The organism is Pseudomonas fluorescens (assembly GCF_019212185.1).
Classification (GTDB): Bacteria; Pseudomonadota; Gammaproteobacteria; order Pseudomonadales; family Pseudomonadaceae; genus Aquipseudomonas.
The window spans coordinates 1,336,179-1,353,316 of record NZ_CP078138.1 but is presented as its reverse complement, the minus strand read 5'-3'; the positions used below and the strand labels follow the sequence as shown (position 1 = coordinate 1,353,316).

Annotated in this window: 15 protein-coding genes and 1 pseudogene; 1 reads left to right on the top strand and 15 read right to left on the bottom strand. The window is 61.1% G+C overall.

The genetic code is table 11. The features are described 5' to 3' along the window. Position 1 precedes the first annotated feature (1 nt). Positions 2-1,378, bottom strand: a complete 1,377-nt coding sequence (locus KW062_RS05845; protein ID WP_081786355.1) for an IS30 family transposase — start codon at positions 1,376-1,378, stop codon at positions 2-4. Positions 1,379-1,442: 64 nt separating this feature from the next. On the opposite strand from KW062_RS05845, the pseudogene KW062_RS05840 reads away from it, so the two are divergent. After that, a pseudogene (locus KW062_RS05840) lies at positions 1,443-1,703 on the top strand (integrase core domain-containing protein); the annotation flags it as partial. Positions 1,704-1,759: 56 nt separating this feature from the next. Here KW062_RS05840 and KW062_RS05835 read toward each other — a convergent pair. The 14 genes from KW062_RS05835 to KW062_RS05770 all read right to left on the bottom strand — a co-directional run bounded on the left by KW062_RS05835 (position 1,760) and on the right by KW062_RS05770 (position 17,055). After that, positions 1,760-2,089: a hypothetical protein gene (locus KW062_RS05835; RefSeq protein WP_027619083.1), complete on the bottom strand. Its 330-nt coding sequence runs from the start codon at positions 2,087-2,089 to the stop codon at positions 1,760-1,762. Further along, entirely contained in the window at positions 2,086-3,000 is a 915-nt protein-coding gene (locus KW062_RS05830) for an alpha/beta hydrolase (RefSeq protein ID WP_027619084.1), read from the bottom strand. Before KW062_RS05830 ends, KW062_RS05835 begins: the two co-directional genes overlap by 4 nt. Before the next feature lie 97 nt (positions 3,001-3,097). Then, entirely contained in the window at positions 3,098-4,375 is a 1,278-nt protein-coding gene (locus KW062_RS05825) for a flavohemoglobin expression-modulating QEGLA motif protein (protein WP_027619085.1), read from the bottom strand. Positions 4,376-4,421: 46 nt separating this feature from the next. Then, positions 4,422-4,964 carry a hypothetical protein gene (locus tag KW062_RS05820; RefSeq protein ID WP_027619086.1) on the bottom strand — a complete coding sequence of 181 codons (543 nt, stop codon included), beginning with the start codon at positions 4,962-4,964 and terminating at the stop codon, positions 4,422-4,424. Between the two features lie 30 nt (positions 4,965-4,994). Next, positions 4,995-5,711: a TetR/AcrR family transcriptional regulator gene (locus KW062_RS05815; RefSeq protein WP_027619087.1), complete on the bottom strand. Its 717-nt coding sequence runs from the start codon at positions 5,709-5,711 to the stop codon at positions 4,995-4,997. A gap of 98 nt (positions 5,712-5,809) precedes the next feature. Continuing rightward, entirely contained in the window at positions 5,810-7,312 is a 1,503-nt protein-coding gene (gene lysS / locus KW062_RS05810; protein WP_027619088.1) for a lysine--tRNA ligase, read from the bottom strand. Between the two features lie 94 nt (positions 7,313-7,406). Then, positions 7,407-8,502 (bottom strand): peptide chain release factor 2 gene (gene prfB / locus KW062_RS05805; protein ID WP_095965010.1). Its coding sequence is split into 2 segments (ribosomal slippage): positions 7,407-8,429 and positions 8,431-8,502, totalling 1,095 coding nucleotides; the frame shifts between segments, so codons are not numbered across the junction. Between the two features lie 107 nt (positions 8,503-8,609). Continuing rightward, entirely contained in the window at positions 8,610-9,611 is a 1,002-nt protein-coding gene (locus KW062_RS05800) for a diguanylate cyclase domain-containing protein (RefSeq protein WP_105755150.1), read from the bottom strand. 48 nt (positions 9,612-9,659) lie between these two features. Beyond that, positions 9,660-10,670 (bottom strand): chemotaxis response regulator protein-glutamate methylesterase, encoded by a 1,011-nt coding sequence (locus KW062_RS05795; RefSeq protein WP_105755149.1) that lies wholly within the window; start codon positions 10,668-10,670, stop codon positions 9,660-9,662. After that, on the bottom strand, positions 10,667-12,955 hold the full coding sequence (locus tag KW062_RS05790) for a hybrid sensor histidine kinase/response regulator (protein WP_105755148.1): 2,289 nt from the start codon (positions 12,953-12,955) through the stop codon (positions 10,667-10,669). The genes KW062_RS05795 and KW062_RS05790 overlap by 4 nt, the downstream gene beginning before the upstream one ends. Beyond that, complete coding sequence (locus KW062_RS05785; RefSeq protein ID WP_027619093.1) at positions 12,952-13,635, bottom strand: chemotaxis protein CheW; 684 nt, start codon at positions 13,633-13,635, stop codon at positions 12,952-12,954. The genes KW062_RS05790 and KW062_RS05785 overlap by 4 nt, the downstream gene beginning before the upstream one ends. Further along, a complete protein-coding gene (locus tag KW062_RS05780; protein WP_105755147.1) occupies positions 13,632-14,900 on the bottom strand; it encodes a CheR family methyltransferase in 1,269 nt (422 codons plus the stop codon). Before KW062_RS05780 ends, KW062_RS05785 begins: the two co-directional genes overlap by 4 nt. Continuing rightward, positions 14,897-15,433: a chemotaxis protein CheW gene (locus KW062_RS05775; protein ID WP_105755146.1), complete on the bottom strand. Its 537-nt coding sequence runs from the start codon at positions 15,431-15,433 to the stop codon at positions 14,897-14,899. The genes KW062_RS05780 and KW062_RS05775 overlap by 4 nt, the downstream gene beginning before the upstream one ends. Further along, positions 15,433-17,055 carry a methyl-accepting chemotaxis protein gene (locus KW062_RS05770; RefSeq protein ID WP_105755145.1) on the bottom strand — a complete coding sequence of 541 codons (1,623 nt, stop codon included), beginning with the start codon at positions 17,053-17,055 and terminating at the stop codon, positions 15,433-15,435. The genes KW062_RS05775 and KW062_RS05770 overlap by 1 nt, the downstream gene beginning before the upstream one ends. Between the last annotated feature and the right edge of the window lie 83 nt (positions 17,056-17,138).

The following is a 17,138-nucleotide window of genomic DNA, read 5'->3' as shown; positions in this document are numbered from 1 at the left end:
TTCAACCGGTCGTCGCAACACTGGATTGTTGTACAGACTTTAGATACTCATTCAGTGCTTCGGCAGGTGTTTTCCAGCCGAGTGTTTTTCGAGGTCTAGTGTTAAGTACGTGAGCTACCGCCTGTATTTCTTGAGCACTCCAACGAGAGAGGTCAGTGCCTTTCGGGAAGTATTGCCGTAGAAGGCCGTTCGTATTTTCGTTTGTGCCGCGCTGCCATGGACTATGTGGATCAGCAAAGAAAACCTTTACTCCGGACTCGATGGTAAATCGAGCGTGATCCGACAGCTCCTTTCCACGATCCCAGGTCAAAGATCGCCACAGCTCGATGGGAAGATCAGTCACCGTCTTCTTCAATGCATTGGCCATACTAACAGCCCCATAGCCAGCCAGCGCCGGGCCGTTCTTCGTGCGGGGAATTAGCCCATAACCTTTCTCGCGGGGCAGATGGACGAGCATGGTAAATCGAGTTGAGCGCTCGACCAGAGTTCCAATCGCAGAACGGTTCAGACCGATGATCAGGTCGCCCTCCCAATGCCCGGGTACAGCCCGATCTTCTACCTCAGCAGGGCGACTGGAGATCATGACGTCCTCGCTGACGTGTGCCCACACTTTGGCCTGCGCTCTGGCTCTCGGCACGCGCAATGCTCGTCCTGAGCGCAGGCAGCTCACCAGTTCGCGCTTGAGAGCTCCTCGACCCTGAATGTAGAGCGCCTGATATATGGCTTCATGAGAGATGCGCATGGATTCATCATCCGGAAAATCGATCTGGAGCCGGTTGGCAATCTGTTCAGGCGACCAGCCATTGACCCATTTACGGTCACTGCGATGCGGTTTATTTCGACCTTTGAAGGGCGCTTGCCGAGGCCCAGAGATGTCACGACCATCGGCGTCTTGAACCTTGCCCTCAAGGCGGTCGCGTACGTACTGGTGCAGTCGCGGGTTAGTGACCAGCTTTGCTGGTTTCGGCCTCTTGGCCACCAGTTCTGCCTTCCATTGCGCTACTGACGCTCGATATTCAAGCCGACCGCAACGGGTAGCAGCATTTCGTGTCAGCTCCCGTGAAATTGTCGATGGGCTTCGTCCAAGGCGACGGGCGATCTCACGAACGCCAACACTTTGCGCTCGAAGCAGCCCAATCTCTTCTCGCTCTGCAAACGATAAGTAACGTCCTGATATGTGATTCGACATGAATAATGGCATCCCGCCTCGATGACGGAACCAGCGTGTACCTACCGCTGTTGATACGCCAACGGCATGTGCTGCCTTTTCGCTTGTGATACCTGTTGCAATCTGCACCCAAAATAGCCGCTCGATCTCATTACGAAGTGAGGGTGCACCTGGAGAACGCATCGCTCCCCGGCCCGTCAATTTTTGCATCCATCCTGCGGGTCGTCCCATAAACACCTCGATCAAGGTGTTGCGACGACCGGTTGAATCCGCCCAATACTGCTCTGATCTTTACCAGAAGTTGCATGCCAAACATGGCGTCAGGTGCTCCATGACCGACGGGTACGACTGTTATCAGAACGCTTTGGCGGAGCGTGTAAACGGGATCTTGAAGACAGAGTTTCTGCTTCACCGACCTAGAGATCTTGCCGAGGCGATTCGAATGGTCGACGAGTCGATAAGCATCTACAACAGCAAACGTCCGCACCTATCGTTGAAATGCAAAACGCCCGATGCGGTGCATCGGGCGTTTTGAGGGTGAAACAGGTGTAAACCTATTTCAGGACTAGACAACGATCAGTGCGGCTGGACTTACGGTTCAAGCTGCTGCGGCGTTTCCTGGCCCATGCAGCGCACCGCCTGCTTCTTGTTGTTGACCAGTACGCCCGTCAGGCCTTTCTGTTCGGTGTCGAACATCACCAGCACGCCATCGATGCACTGCGCGACTTGCGCGGCCGGTTGCAGGGAGATTTTGTAGTCTTCGCCCGGCACGGTCTTGAGCATGGTGAAGTCGCTGAGCAGCAAGGCATCTTCCGGCTTGGCAAAGTGCAGGTAGCCGTACCACCACAGGGCGCCCACGGTGCCGAGGATGGTGCAGATACCGGTGATGATCAGCGGGATGGCGTTACGTTCTTCACTCATTGCGGGCTCTCTTGCGGTTCAACTTCAGAATGACGGGGTGCCGGGTAGTTGGGGATTTCGCCGAGTCGACGCACCCCATTGAAATGTTCTGGATCGTCCAGCCAACGCAGCATGACGGTGCGCCAGACCGGATCGGCGAAGGTCTGCACATGACCTCCCCGGGTCAGCTGCAGGACTTTGGGCGGCGGCGCAGCTTGATACAGTCGGATGCCGTTGGAAAGAGGCACGATCGGGTCGTCGATGCTGTGGTAGATCAATTTCGGCACTTGATTGATCTTTGGCATCGCGTAAATGGCACTGTCGGCGTCCGGAACCAGCCAGGACAACGGCACCTGTAGCGGCCAGGTCAGCCATGAAGTACTCAAGGCAAACTGGCCGACTGCGCGGTAGCTGGCGGGTACGCCATCGAGCACCAATGCCTTGAGCCCGGCCTGACGCTGCGGGCGTTCGGCCAGATAATGCAGGGCCATGGCCCCGCCGAGACTCTGGCCCAGCACGATCAACGGCTTACCCTGGACCTCGGGCGCCTGGTCCAGCCAGTTGAACGCGGCGTCGATGTCCAAATAGACCTGCGGCAGACTCGGTTTGCCCTCGGAGAGTCCGTATCCGCGGTAGTCCAGCAGCAACACTTGGTAACCTTCTTTCGGCAACCAATAGCTGCCTCCCAGGTGCATCGGCAGATTGCCGCCGTTGCCGTGCAGGTGCAGCACCGTGCCCTTGACCGCCACACCCGGTTTCGTCGGCAACCACCAGGCGTGCAGGCGGACACCGTCGGCGGTGGTCAGGGTGACGTCGTGAAATTCGAGGTCGGCTTTTGCCGGGGTAAATAACTGACCGGGTTCTGGGTAGAACAGCAGGGAGCTGCAGCCGGTCAGGGTCAGGAGAAGGCAGATGACGCCGAGGATTCGCATCCTTTGAAACCTCTGTAGGAGCGAGCCTGCTCGCGATTGGGGGCCACATTCAACATATTTGTTGCCGGATAAACCGCCATCGCCAGCAAGCTGGCTCCTACAGAATGTTGGAATAGTCCGCCTCAATCCGGTCCAAGCTCAGGTGGTTGAGGAAGTTGGAGAAGCACATCCAGGCCGACAGCGCGTTCATGTCGCGGAACTGAGCCGGCAGGTATTTCGGTGGTTCCACCAGGCCTTCATCGACCAGCTGGCGCAAGGTGCGCATGTCTTCCAGGGTGGTCTTGCCGCAGAACAGCAACGGAATCTGCTCAAGCTTGCCTTTGCGCACGGCCAACTGAATGTAGTTGTAAACCATGATGAAGCCCTTGAGATAGGACAAGTCTTTAGTAAATGGCAGGCCATTGGGCACCGAACCGCGGAACACCCGGCTGGCGTTGCCGTAGCTTTCGGCCATTTCGAAGCCCTGCTCGCGGAAGAACTCGTAGATCTGCAGGAAGTCCGCGCCCTCCTCGACCATATGGATGGCGCGAGTACGGTTGGTCAATTTGCGCAGGCGGCTGGGATAGGAGGCGAAGGTGATGATTTCCATCAGGATCGCCAGGCCTTCCTGGGTCACGGTCGACGACGGCGGGCCCTTGGCCAGGAAGGTGCAGATCGGTTGGCTCAAGCCATTGAGGGTGGTGCCGACATGCACCAGCCCTTCATGCACCTCGAGGGCACGCACGTCGCGTTCGTTGAACTTCGCGTCGGCGCGAATCTTGATGTAGTCGGCACCCGCCGCCGCATCAGCGACGATACCGTCGGACTCGAACACCCGAATGGTCTCCTCGGCCTCGCCAAAGACTTTGTTCAGGCGGGTCTGCAGCAGGTGCACGGCCTCCTTGGCGCTAAGGGTCTTCGGTTCGTCCTTGAGGTCGCCCCGGCCATCGATGTTGTTCAGGTAATCGGACATCATCAGACCCAGGTCGGCCAGGGTCGGGTCGCCGGCGTGAAAGGCATCGGAGGCCGCGCCGTAGAGCTCCTGGGAAATCAGGCCGAAATCCTCGGTGCCCCGGGCTTCGAGCATCCGCACCACCATGCGGTACTCCTTGCACATGCGCCGCATGATCTGCCCGACCGGGTTGAACTGACCGAGCTGACGAGTGATGTCACGCTCGATGTTCTGGAACTCCAGCTTCACTTTGCTCGAGTCGAAAGACAGCGGCCGATTGAGGTAGTAATCGCGGTCCACCGCCGGCATTTCCTTGCCTTTGGCCTTGAGGAAGCCCTTGCGAATGGTGTCGTCCCACTTCACCGCATCGAGGACGCGGATCGGCGTCTGCGCCAGCACTATGCGATCAGACAGGGTGCGTATCGTCTGCTGGTAATCGTCCACCGGTAACTCCCTTGTTCAAGCCTGACGTACTGCGTTGAGTAAATATTCAGCGCCGCTGGTAGCGGGCAGCCTCGACAAAGACATCGGAATTGGCCGGATCGTCGAGGTAGGCGAATACCTGGTCCATGCTGCTATTGACCAGCACGCCATCGCCTTCACCGGTGGTAAAGGGGTCGCCCTGAAGCCGCTGCTGGCCAAGGGCCTGGCGGATCTGGTCGAGATCGAGTTGATAGATCACCAGTTCCCGGCGATCGTCGAGTTCGAAGCCGGCGATAGTGAAGTGTCCGCCATACTGGGCCGGGACCTTGGCCGACAGGTACCAGCGGTTGCCATGGCGCGACACGGTGAAGGGGTAGGCTTCACGCTCTTTCGGTCGCGCCTTGAAGTAGCTCACCGCTTGATAGCGGTCCGGGCCGACTCGGGTCAGTTCCAGATTCTGTGCTTCGCCCCAGGCGTTCTTGCTGGTCCATTTTCCCAGCAGCCCCTGCGGGGCGGCCTCATTGGCGGGCAACGGCTCCTTGAAGGAAACCAGGCAGCCACCCAGCAGCAAAAACGCCAGGAAGATCACCATCACACGCCAATACTTCATCCAGGACTCCCTTTTACTGCCCGCCAGGGGTTACACCGACGCCAGCACCAAATGCATGTACCGGGTGAGGATAGCGAGCGTTTCCTCTTCCGTTTGCGGCTGCGCCTCGTTGAGCAAGCCTTGATATTCCATCCGTCCGATTATAGCCGTCAACACTTTGGCATCCTGCTCCGGCTGCGCCGAGCCCAGCACCTCGAACAACTGGAAGGTGCCATGCAGGAGAATCTGCTGATGGGAGCGCACCAACAGTGCCAGGCGTGGATTGAGCAGGGCTTCCTGGCGAAACGCCTGTTCGGCCATCAGGTGCTCACGGCGATTGACCAGTTGCCGGTGCACATAATCGGCGGTAAACCGCGCAATGTCGTCGGCCACTCGCGAACGGGATTCGGGGCTGCCATCACTGCTGACCACCAATTCGCGCAATAACCCTTCGTGGTTGGCCCACAGCTTGGCCATATACGCGGCGCTGCGCTCCACATACTGGGCGAAGGTATCGGTCAACAGGTCGTCGATGTCCTTGAAATAGTAGGTGGTCGCCGACAGCGGTACGTCGGCTTCCGCCGCCACGGCGCGGTGGCGCACCGCGCGCACGCCGTCGCGCACGACAATGCGCATCGCGGCATCAAGAATCTCCTGGCGACGCTGTTCACTGCCCTGGCGGCTGGCCTTGCGGCCCTGGTACTGAACACTTTCGGCGACCGCCGTGGCGACCCCCGCAGCTCCTTCTTGAGCATTTGCACGATTCACCGGTCTTACCTCGCAGTTGGAAGCAATAAGTTGATACGTTTGTTCCATTCAGGCAATAAAAAGCCGCCTGAAGTCGGCGGCTTTTTAAATTGCAGCATTTACGCTTGCGGTCGCATGTGCGGGAACAGGATCACATCGCGGATCGATGGCGAGTTGGTCAACAACATCACCAGGCGATCGATACCGATGCCCTCGCCCGCCGTTGGCGGCATGCCGTACTCCAGCGCACGCACGAAGTCGGCGTCGTAGTGCATGGCTTCGTCGTCGCCGGCGTCCTTGTCGGCCACCTGGGCCATGAAGCGCTCGGCCTGGTCTTCCGCGTCGTTCAACTCGGAGTAGGCGTTAGCGATTTCGCGACCACCGATGAACAGCTCGAAGCGGTCGGTGACGTTCGGGTTGTCGTCGTTGCGACGAGCCAGCGGCGATACTTCGAACGGGTACTGGGTAATGAAGTGCGGCTGTTCCAGCTTGTGCTCCACCAGTTCTTCGAAAATCATCACCTGTAGCTTGCCCAGGCCTTCGAAGCCCAGCACCTTGGCGCCGGCTTTCTTGGCGATGTCACGGGCCTTGTCGATGTCGTTCAGGTCGTCGGCGGTCAGCTCAGGGTTGTACTTGAGGATCGAGTCGAACACCGACAGGCGCACGAACGGCTCGCCGAAGTGGAACACCTTGTCGCCGTACGGCACGTCAGTGCTGCCCAGGACCAGCTGCGCCAGTTCACGGAACAGTTCTTCGGTCAGGTCCATGTTGTCTTCGTAGTCGGCGTAAGCCTGGTAGAACTCCAACATAGTGAATTCAGGGTTGTGACGAGTCGAAACGCCTTCGTTACGGAAGTTGCGGTTGATCTCGAAGACTTTCTCGAAGCCGCCAACCACCAGGCGCTTGAGGTACAGTTCAGGCGCGATACGCAGGAACATTTCCATGTCCAGCGCGTTGTGGTGGGTTTCGAACGGCTTGGCTGCCGCGCCGCCAGGGATGGTCTGCAGCATCGGCGTTTCAACTTCGAGGAAGTCGCGCTTCATCAGGAAGCTGCGGATGTGCGCAATCACTTGCGAACGCACGCGGAACGTCTGGCGCACGTCTTCGTTGACGATCAGGTCAACGTAACGCTGGCGATAGCGCTGCTCGGTGTCGGTCAGGCCGTGGTGCTTGTCCGGCAATGGACGCAGGGACTTGGTCAGCAGACGCACGCTGGTCATTTCAACGTACAGGTCGCCCTTGCCGGAACGGGCCAGGGTGCCTTCGGCGGCAATGATGTCGCCCAGGTCCCAGGTTTTCACCTCGGCCAGGGTTTCTTCCGGCAGGGTCTTGCGGTTGACGTAGACCTGGATGCGCCCGGTCATGTCCTGGATCACCATGAACGAGCCACGGTTGAGCATGATGCGACCGGCAACCTTGACCGGGATTGCAGCCTCTGCGAGCTCTTCCTTGGTCTTGTCCGCGTACTGTTTCTGCAGGACATCGCAGTAGTTGTCGCGGCGGAAGTCGTTCGGGAAGGCATTGCCCTTGGCGCGCTCGGCAGCAAGCTTTTCCTTGCGCAGGGCGATCAGGGTGTTTTCTTCCTGTTGCAGGGCTTGCGGGTCGAGTTCTAGGTCGCTCATGTCTTTAGGTATTCCATCTGGTTCGTTGCCCCCGGCCTGCGGCCGGGGATCGCCGGCAAGCCGGCTCCTACAGGGATCGCGGTGTGTCAGGGTATTACAGCCCGGACTTCAGGCTGGCTTCCAGGTACTCGTCGATGTCGCCGTCGAGCACCTTGTCGCAGTCGCTGCGTTCGATGTTGGTGCGCAGATCCTTGATCCGCGAGGCATCCAGTACATAGGAACGAATCTGGTGACCCCAGCCGATATCGGACTTGGTGTCTTCCAGCGCTTGCGACGCGGCGTTGCGTTTCTGCATTTCCTGCTCGTACAACTTGGCCCGCAGCATTTTCATGGCGGTGTCCTTGTTGGCGTGCTGGGAACGTTCGTTCTGGCAGCTGACCACGGTGTTGGTCGGTACGTGAGTGATACGTACGGCCGAGTCGGTGGTGTTTACGTGCTGACCACCGGCACCGGAGGAACGATAGGTGTCGATCCGCAGGTCTGCCGGGTTGATTTCGATTTCCACTTTGTCGTCGATCTCTGGCGAGACGAAAACCGCGGAGAACGAGGTGTGGCGACGGTTGCCTGAGTCGAACGGGCTCTTGCGCACCAGGCGGTGCACGCCGATTTCGGTGCGCAGCCAGCCAAAGGCGTACTCGCCCTTGATGTGCACGGTAGCGCCCTTGATCCCGGCGACTTCACCGGCCGACAGCTCCATGATGGTCGCGTCGAAGCCGCGCTTGTCAGCCCAGCGCAAGTACATGCGCAGCAGGATGTTGGCCCAGTCCTGGGCTTCGGTGCCGCCGGAACCGGCCTGGATGTCCAGGTAGGCGTTGTTCGGGTCCATTTCATGGCTGAACATGCGACGGAATTCCAGCTTGGCCAGGCTTTCCTCGAGACGGGCCAGCTCGGCGACCACATCGTCGACGGCGCCTTCGTCGTTTTCTTCGACGGCCATGTCCAGCAGGTCACGGCAATCGGCCAGACCGGTGTTCAGCTCGTCAAGGGTATCAACGATCTGCGCCAGCGCAGCGCGCTCGCGGCCCAGTTCCTGGGCGTATTCAGGTTTGTTCCAGACACTCGGATCTTCAAGCTCGCGATTGACCTCGGTCAGACGCTCATGCTTTTGATCGTAGTCAAAGATACCCCCGAATAGTTTCGGAGCGCTCGGACAGGTCCTTGATGGTGTTAAGGATCGGGTTGATTTCCATGGCGGGCAGCACTCGTTGGCGAACTTTTGAAAGCCGGCGAGTATACCGTAATCAGGCCGCCACGGCAGCCCGCCTGGCGGCAATTGCGCCACCAAAACGGCTGTTTTTTACGCGATCCCGACCTGATTGCGCCCATTGTTCTTCGCCAGGTACAGCCCCTTGTCGGCCGCCGAAATTAACTGTCGGCAGTCACTGCCCGGCTGCGGGGTGATGGTCGACAGACCGATGCTGATGGTCAGGCTCGCACCCTCGGCCGGGGAAATGTGCGGAATTTTCAGGGCAGCGACGGCCTGGCGCAGCTTCTCCGCGACCAGCCGTGCGCCGCCGGGCGAGGTGTTGGGCAGCACCAGGGCGAACTCTTCGCCGCCGTAGCGCGCCGGCAGGTCTGATGGACGACTGCTGGCATCGCGGATGGCCGTGGCCACCTTGCGGAGGGCTTCATCCCCGTCCAAATGGCCAAAACTGTCGTTAAATGACTTGAAGTAGTCGACATCGATCATCAACAGCGAGAGCTGGGTCTGATCCCGCAGCGACCGCCTCCACTCCAGTTCCAGGTATTCGTCGAAGTGCCGGCGGTTCGACAGGCCGGTCAGGCCGTCGGAGTTCATCAGGCGTTGCAGCACCAGGTTGGTGTCGAGCAACTGCTGCTGACTGACCCGCAGCGCCCGGTACGCGGCATCTCGCTGGATCAGGGTGTTGTAGGAGCGTGAGTGATAGCGGATCCGCGCGACCAGTTCGATATTGTCCGGCAGTTTGACCAGATAATCGTTGGCACCGGCGGCAAAGGCCGCGCTCTTGATTAAGGGGTCTTCCTTGGTCGACAGAACAATGATCGGGATGTCCTTGGTCGCTGGATGGTTGCGGTATTCGCGCACCAGCGTCAGGCCGTCCAGGCCGGGCATCACCAGATCCTGGAGGATCACCGTCGGCTTGATGCGGATCGCATGGGCAATCGCCTGATGCGGATCGGCGCAGAAGTGGAAGTCGATGTTGTCCTCGTTGGCCAACCCACGACGCACCGCTTCGCCGATCATCGCCTGGTCGTCGACCAGCAGGACCATGGCGGCGTTTTCATCGTTCTTGAAGTCGTCGAGCTGTAACTCATCCATGGGGATTCACCTGAAATACTGCTTGGCCAGTACCGCTGCGGATGTCAGTCATTGTGCAAAGATCTCCAGCAAACGTGGCGCTATTTTGTCCAGCGGGCGGATTTCTACAGCGGCATCGATGGCGGCGGCGGCCTTGGGCATGCCGTACACCGCACTGCTGTGCTGATCCTGAGCAATGGTCAGAAAACCCTGCTGGCGCATCAATTTAAGTCCCTGGGCGCCATCGCGGCCCATGCCGGTCAGCAGCACACCCACTGCATCACCGTTCCAGTAACTGGCCACGCTTTCAAAGAATACGTCAATCGAAGGTCGGTAGATCTCGTTGACCGGTTCGGCGGTGTAGGCCAGCGTACCGTTTTTCAATAATCGAATATGGTGATTGGTGCCCGCCAGCAGCACGGTACCGCTCTGAGGCGGCTCGCCCTCCTTCGCCAGGCGTACATCGAGGCCGCTGGCACTGCTCAGCCATTCAGCCATGCCGGCGGCAAACACCTGATCCACGTGCTGTACCAGCACAATCGCCCCGGGAAAATTACGCGGCAAGCCCTTGAGCAGCACTTCCAGGGCGGCCGGGCCACCGGCCGAGGAGCCGATGGCTACCAGGCGCTGGCGCGACGCCGACGCGCGCAACGGGCTGGGCGTCTGCCTTTCGCGGCCGGTCTTCTCGCCAATCAACCAGCCGATATTCATGATTTTGCGCAGCAGTGGCGCCGCCGCTTCCTGGGCGTTGCCCGCACCCAGCGCCGGGGTGTCGACCACATCCAGGGCGCCATGGCCCATGGCTTCGAAGACCCGGTGCACATTCTGCTGGCGATCGACCGTGACAATCACGATGGCGCATGGGGTTTCGGCCATGATCCGCCGGGTCGCCTCGACCCCGTCCATGACCGGCATGATCAAGTCCATCAGGATCAGGTCCGGGGTCAGCTCGGCGCATCGCTGCACCGCCTCCGCGCCATTGCTGGCGACCCACACCACCTGATGTGCGGGCTCGAACGCCAGGGCGCGGCGCAACGCCTCCACCGCCATGGGCATGTCGTTGACGATTGCGATCCTCATGCCCGCGCTCCTCCTATGAGCTCAACCACTGCGTCGAGCAGGGCATCATCATGAAAACTGGCCTTGGCTAGATAATAGTCGGCTCCGGCTTCCAGTCCACGGCGTCGGTCTTCTTCGCGATCCTTGTAGGACACCACCATCACCGGCAATGACTGCAAGCGGTTGTCGCGACGCAACAGCGATACCAGCTCGATACCGTCCATGCGCGGCATGTCGATATCGGTAATCAGCAGGTCGAAATCCTCGGAGCGCAGGGCGTTCCAACCGTCCATGCCATCCACGGCGACGGCGACGTCATAACCGCGATTGACCAGCAACTTGCGCTGCAACTCACGCACGGTCAGCGAATCGTCGACCACCAGCACCCGTTTACGCACCACGTGCGCCGCCTGCTGATTATTACGAGCGATGCGCTCCAGGCGTCCAGTGTTAAGCAGCTTCTCAACGGAGCGCAGCATGTCTTCGACATCGACGATCAACACCACCGAGCCGTCATCGAGCAAGGCCCCGGCGGAGATATCCTGGATCTTGCCCAGGCGTTCATCCAGCGGCAGCACCACCAGGGTGCGCTCGCCGATGAAGCGCTCGACCGCCACGCCGTACACCGCATCGCGCTCACGAATCACCACCACCTTGAGGGTCGCCGCGCTGTTCTGGCTGGCCGGATGCTGCAACAACTGACTGGCGGCAACCAGGCCGACATGACGCCCCTCGTGCCAGAAATGCTGGCGCCCCTCGACCTGAATGATCTCATCCGGGGCCAGGTCACACATGCGCTCGATGTGCGCCAGGGGGAAGGCATAGGCTTCTTCACCCACTTCCACCACCAGGCTGCGCACCACCGACAGGGTCAGCGGCACTTCCAGATGAAAGCGACTGCCCTCCCCGGTTTTCTGCTCGAGCTCCACCGCTCCACGCAACTGGCGCACCATATGCTGCACCGCGTCCAGGCCGACACCGCGCCCGGAGACCTCGGTGACCCTGTCGCGCAGACTGAAGCCGGGCAGGAACAGGAACGTCAGCAGCTCTTCCTCGCTCAACTGTGCAGCCGTCTCGGCCGGCGACAGCTGGCGCTCGACGATACTGCGCCGGACCCGCTCCAGGTCGACACCATTGCCATCGTCGCTGAGCTCCAGCACCAGCAGACCGGCCTGGTGAGAGGCGCGCAAGCGGATCAACCCTTCGGCGGGCTTGCCGGCGAGCAGGCGCTGCTCCGGCATTTCGATGCCATGGTCCACCGCGTTGCGCAACAAATGGGTCAGCGGGGCTTCGAGTTTTTCCAGAACATCACGATCGACCTGAGTCTTCTCGCCCTCGATCTCCAACCGCACCTGCTTGCCGAGACTACGCCCCAGGTCGCGGACCATGCGCACCTGCCCCGTCAATACATCGGCAAACGGCCGCATGCGACAGGCCAGGGCGGTGTCGTAGAGCACTTGCGCACGCTGACTGGCCTGCCAGGCAAACTCGTCCAGCTCGGCGGTTTGCTCCGCCAGCACCTGCTGCGACTCGGCGAGTAACCGTCGCGCATCCTCCAGGGCTTCCTGCGCCTCCAGGCTCAGGCTCTGCTCGGTGAGTTGGGCGTTAAGGTTTTCCAGTGCGCGCAGGCCATTGCTCTGCAAGCGTTTAAGCCGCTGCAGGGTTGCCAGGTAGGGCTTCAGGCGCTGGGTTTCCACCAGCGACTTGCTCGACAGGTCGAGCAAGCTGTTCAGGCGCTCGGCGGTGACCCGCAGCACACGCTCGCCACCTTCGGTGACGCGCTTGCCCGGACGTGACGTTTGCACCGACGTCGCGATCTCCGGCTCGAGCAACTCTGGAGCAGGCGCTGGCTCAAGCTGCAACTCAGCCATTGGCCGTTCGGACAGCGGCGCGGCCACTACTGGGGCGGGCGCCGCCGGATCCAGCAGGCGTCCCATCAACGCCACATAGGCTTCAATGTTCTCGGGGCCGACATCGGTACTGCCGGGCGTGGCAATGCGCATCAGCAAATCAGTGCCCTGGAGCAATGCATCAATGTGCTCGGGGCGCAGCAGCAGGCGCCCCTCCTGAGCACTGACCAGGCAATCTTCCATCACATGAGAAACACTGACCCCGGCGTCCACCCCGACAATCCGGGCGGCGCCCTTGAGCGAGTGAGCCGCACGCATGCAGGATTCCAGGTGGTCGGCCTGGGTCGGATCACGCTCCAACGCCAACAGGCCGGCACTGAGCACTTGGGTCTGGGCCTCGGCCTCCAGGCTGAACAACTCCAGCAGCGAGGCGTCGCGCATTTGCTCGGGGGTCATGTGAGGCTCCGGGTCACGGCGGACAACAACTGCTCTTCATCCAGCCAACGCAAGCTGCGCCCCTTGTACGGCAATACGCCTCGGGTGTACTTGCCACTGGCCTGCGGGCCGGACTGCGAGGCAGCGTCGAGCAGGCGCTGGTCAATGGCGTGAATCCCGTCCACTTCATCCACCGGTACCACCACCGGGCCACCCTGTGCAGCAATGATCAACATACGCGGCATCACCCGTGCGGCTGCGGTGACAGGGGCGGACGCTTCCAGCCCCAGCAACTCCACCAGCGACAGGCACGCCACCAGCGCCCCGCGCACATTCGCCACCCCCAGCAGTGCCCGCGAGCGCTGATGAGGCAACGAATGCACGGTCTGCAAGGGCGCCACTTCCACCAGGCTGCGGGTGCTGAGCGCCAGCCACTCCTCGCCCAGGCGGAACATTAATAGCGAGCGCGTGGCGACCTGGACTTCGACGACCGCCGAAGAGTGTCGCTCGTCGTCCTGCTGCAAGGCATAGCGATCCAGCAAGCGGGTGGCGGCGGCGGAATACACCGCACAATTGCGGCAATGAATATGCTCAGCCAGCAACGGACAGGAGTGATCGCCATGGATCCCGATGCGGTTCCAGCAATCGTCAATGGCTTGGGCATCGTCATGGGTCACGTTCAACGAAACAGAACCGATCATCGTTTGCGCTCACTGCCAGCGGTTCGTTCGTTACGCGCAGCGCGCTCCTGCAAGCGCCGAGCTCCGGCCTCGTCGCCCTGGGAGGCCAGCAGGGCGGCCAAATGCATCAGGGCTTCGGGGTGTTGCGGTTCCAGGTACAAGGCCTTGCGATAAAAGCCCTGGGCCTCCACCGCACTGCCGGCCACGTCGCTGAGCAGACCCAACCAATAGAACACCTGGGCGACAGGGGCATGCTGGCGCAGATAAGTCTCGCACGCCGCGCGCGCTTCCAGGCTTTTGCCTGCGTTGGCCAGGGCCGCGATATTCGCCAACAGCTGCGCGGCATCACTCGCCGGGGCTTTTTCAACCCGTGCCGGTGCAGTGCTGGCGAAGGGTCGACCCCGTGGCGTCGGCGCAGACATCCGGCGCGCCGGAGCACTGACCGGCAAAGGCGGCGGGATGAAGGCGGGTAGAGGTTCGGGCTGCGGATCGCTGTGTCGGCTGAAGGCAAACGACTGGGGGATACCAATCGAACGCATGCCCAGGCGCCCCAGCAGACTGCCTTCGGCCGGGCCGATAAACAGCACGCCATCGACATGGGTCAGGCGCTTGAGCACTTCGAATACTTGCTGCTGGGTCGGCTGGTCGAAGTAGATCAGCAGGTTGCGGCAGAACACGAAGTCATAAGGCGGTTCATTGGCCAGCAGCGTCGGATCCAGCAGATTGCCGACCTGCAGGCGCACCTGCTCGCGCACTCGCTGATCAAGCTGATAGCCGTCTGCCTCGGTGCTGAAATGGCGGTCGCGAAAATCGATCTGCTGCCCACGAAACGAGTTCTTGCCGTAGCGCGCACGCTTGGCCCGCTCCACCGACAGCGGGCTGACGTCCAGCCCCTCGACCTTGAACTGATGCGGCGCCAGGCCTGCATCGAGCAAAGCCATGGCAATCGAATAGGGCTCTTCGCCGGTGGAACACGGCAAGCTGAGAATGCGCAGCGCACGCATGTTATGCAGTTCGGCCAGGCGTTTGTTCGCCAGTTTGGCCAGGGTCGCGAAGGACTCCGGATAGCGAAAGAACCAGGTTTCGGGGACGATCACCGCTTCGATCAGCGCTTGCTGTTCGTCAGCCGACACCTGCAGACGCTGCCAGTATTGGTCGGCCGTCTCCACCTGTTGCGCAGTCGTGCGTTGGCGCACGGCGCGCTCGATGATGGCAGGCCCGACCGACGTTACATCAAGGCCGATCCGCGCCTTGAGAAAATCGAAAAAACGTTGATCGCTGCTCATGGATGCTCCCCAAGCAGCGCAAGATCCAGCGGCGGCTGAGGAAACAGCAACGCACGCACTTGCGCATCCAGCAGGTCTGCCACTCGCACCCACTGCAACAAGCCCTGGGCATCCTCGCGCACCGGCCCCAGGTACGGCGCCTGGCGGTTGTCCAGGCCATAGGGCTGGAAGTCGGCGGGGTCGCAGCGCAGGGTGTCGGTGGCCTGCTCCAGAATCAATCCCAGCAAGCGCGCCGGGACGCTGTCATCGGCACGGTAGTGCACCAGCACCAGGCGGGTACTGGTGCGCGATACGGCAGCCTGGCCAAAGGTCAGCGCAGCAATATCAATCACCGGCACCACGGCGCCACGGTAGGCGAACACCCCCGCCACCCAATGCGGCGCCCTGGCAATCGGCTTCAATGGCAGGCGCGGCAGCACCTCTGCCACCTCCACGGCCTGCAACGCGTAGCGCTCGCCGCCGATGCGAAACACCAGAAACAGCGCCAGTTTCGGCCCCACGGCCGCGCCCCGCTTGGCCAGGAGTTCGCTCATCAGACTTTGAATCGCGAGACGCCGCTGCGCAGCCCGACGGCCACCTGGCTCAGTTCGTCGATGGCGAAACTGGCCTGGCGCAGCGATTCGACGGTCTGGCTGCTGGCATCGCCCAACTGCACCAGCGCGTGATTGATCTGCTCGGCACCGGTGGCCTGGGCCTGCATGCCCTCGTTGACCATCAGCACCCTCGGTGCCAGCGCCTGGACCTGATGAATGATCTGCGACAGCTGTTCACCCACCTGCTGCACCTCGGACATGCCACGGCGCACTTCTTCGGAAAATTTGTCCATGCCCATCACCCCGGCCGAGACCGCCGACTGGATCTCGCGCACCATCTGCTCGATGTCGTAAGTGGCGACAGCCGTCTGGTCGGCCAAGCGTCGCACTTCGGTGGCGACCACGGCAAAGCCGCGCCCATATTCGCCGGCTTTCTCCGCTTCGATCGCGGCGTTGAGCGACAGCAGGTTGGTCTGGTCGGCGACCTTGACGATGGTCACCACCACCTGATTGATGTTGCCGGCCTTCTCGTTGAGGATCGCCAGCTTGGCATTCACCAGATCGGCGGCGCCCATCACCGAGTGCATGGTGTCTTCCATGCGCGCCAGGCCTTGCTGGCCAGAGCCGGCCAGCACCGAGGCCTGATCAGCGGCGGTGGAGACTTCAGTCATGGTGCGCACCAGGTCGCGGGAGGTTGCGGCGATTTCCCGCGAGGTGGCGCCGATTTCCGTGGTGGTCGCGGCGGTTTCGGTGGCGGTGGCCTGCTGCTGCTTGGAGGTAGCGGCAATTTCGGTGACCGAAGTGGTGACCTGTACCGAGGAACGTTGGGCTTGGGACACCAGCGCTGTGAGCTCGGTCATCATGTCGTTGAAGCCGGTTTCCACGGCGCCGAATTCGTCCTTGCGGTCGAGATTCAGGCGGCCGCTGAGGTCGCCGGTGCGCATGATCTCGAGGATCTTCACGATGCGGTTCATTGGCGCCATGATCGCCCGCATCAGCAACAGGCCGCAGAGTGCGGCGGCCAGCACCGCCACCAGCAGCGAAATGCCCATGATCACTTTTGCAGTGAGGACCGCGTCATCGATGGCCGCGATGTCCCTGTCCGCCACCTTTTTGTTATGACGCAAGATATCGTTGAGTTTGACTCGACCTGCGGTCCAGGCCGGCGTCAGCTGGTCGTGGAACATCTTGAGCGCGTCAGCGTTCTGACTAAGTGCATGCAACTCGATCACGGCGGCGAGAATGCGGTGGTAGTCCTCGTGAAGCTTACCGAACGCGGCGTACTCAGCCCGGTCGTCGTCATCCGTCACCGTCGCCTGGTACAGGTCCATCTGCTCCTGCAGACGCGCGGAGTAGGCCTTGAAGTCGGCGGCATCCTGAGCGCTGAAGCCCTGGCCCTGTTCCGTACCCAGCATCTCCAGCATTCGCAGGTAACTGTCGGACCAGGCACCGCGAATCATCGAGCTGTAAAACACCCCGGGCAACGCATCTTCACGAACACTGGCTTCGCTGCTTTCAATTTTCAACAGCCGCGAATACGAGACGACAACCATCAGCAGCATGATGGCGATAATTACCGCAAAGCTCGCCAAAATGCGTTGGCGCAACGTCCAGTTCTTCACAGTCAGTCCTCGGGGCCATTCAAATGGTGGGGAGTATAGCCGAGGGCGCGCTGCGTTTTAGCAGCCGTTGCGCACTGCGTCTC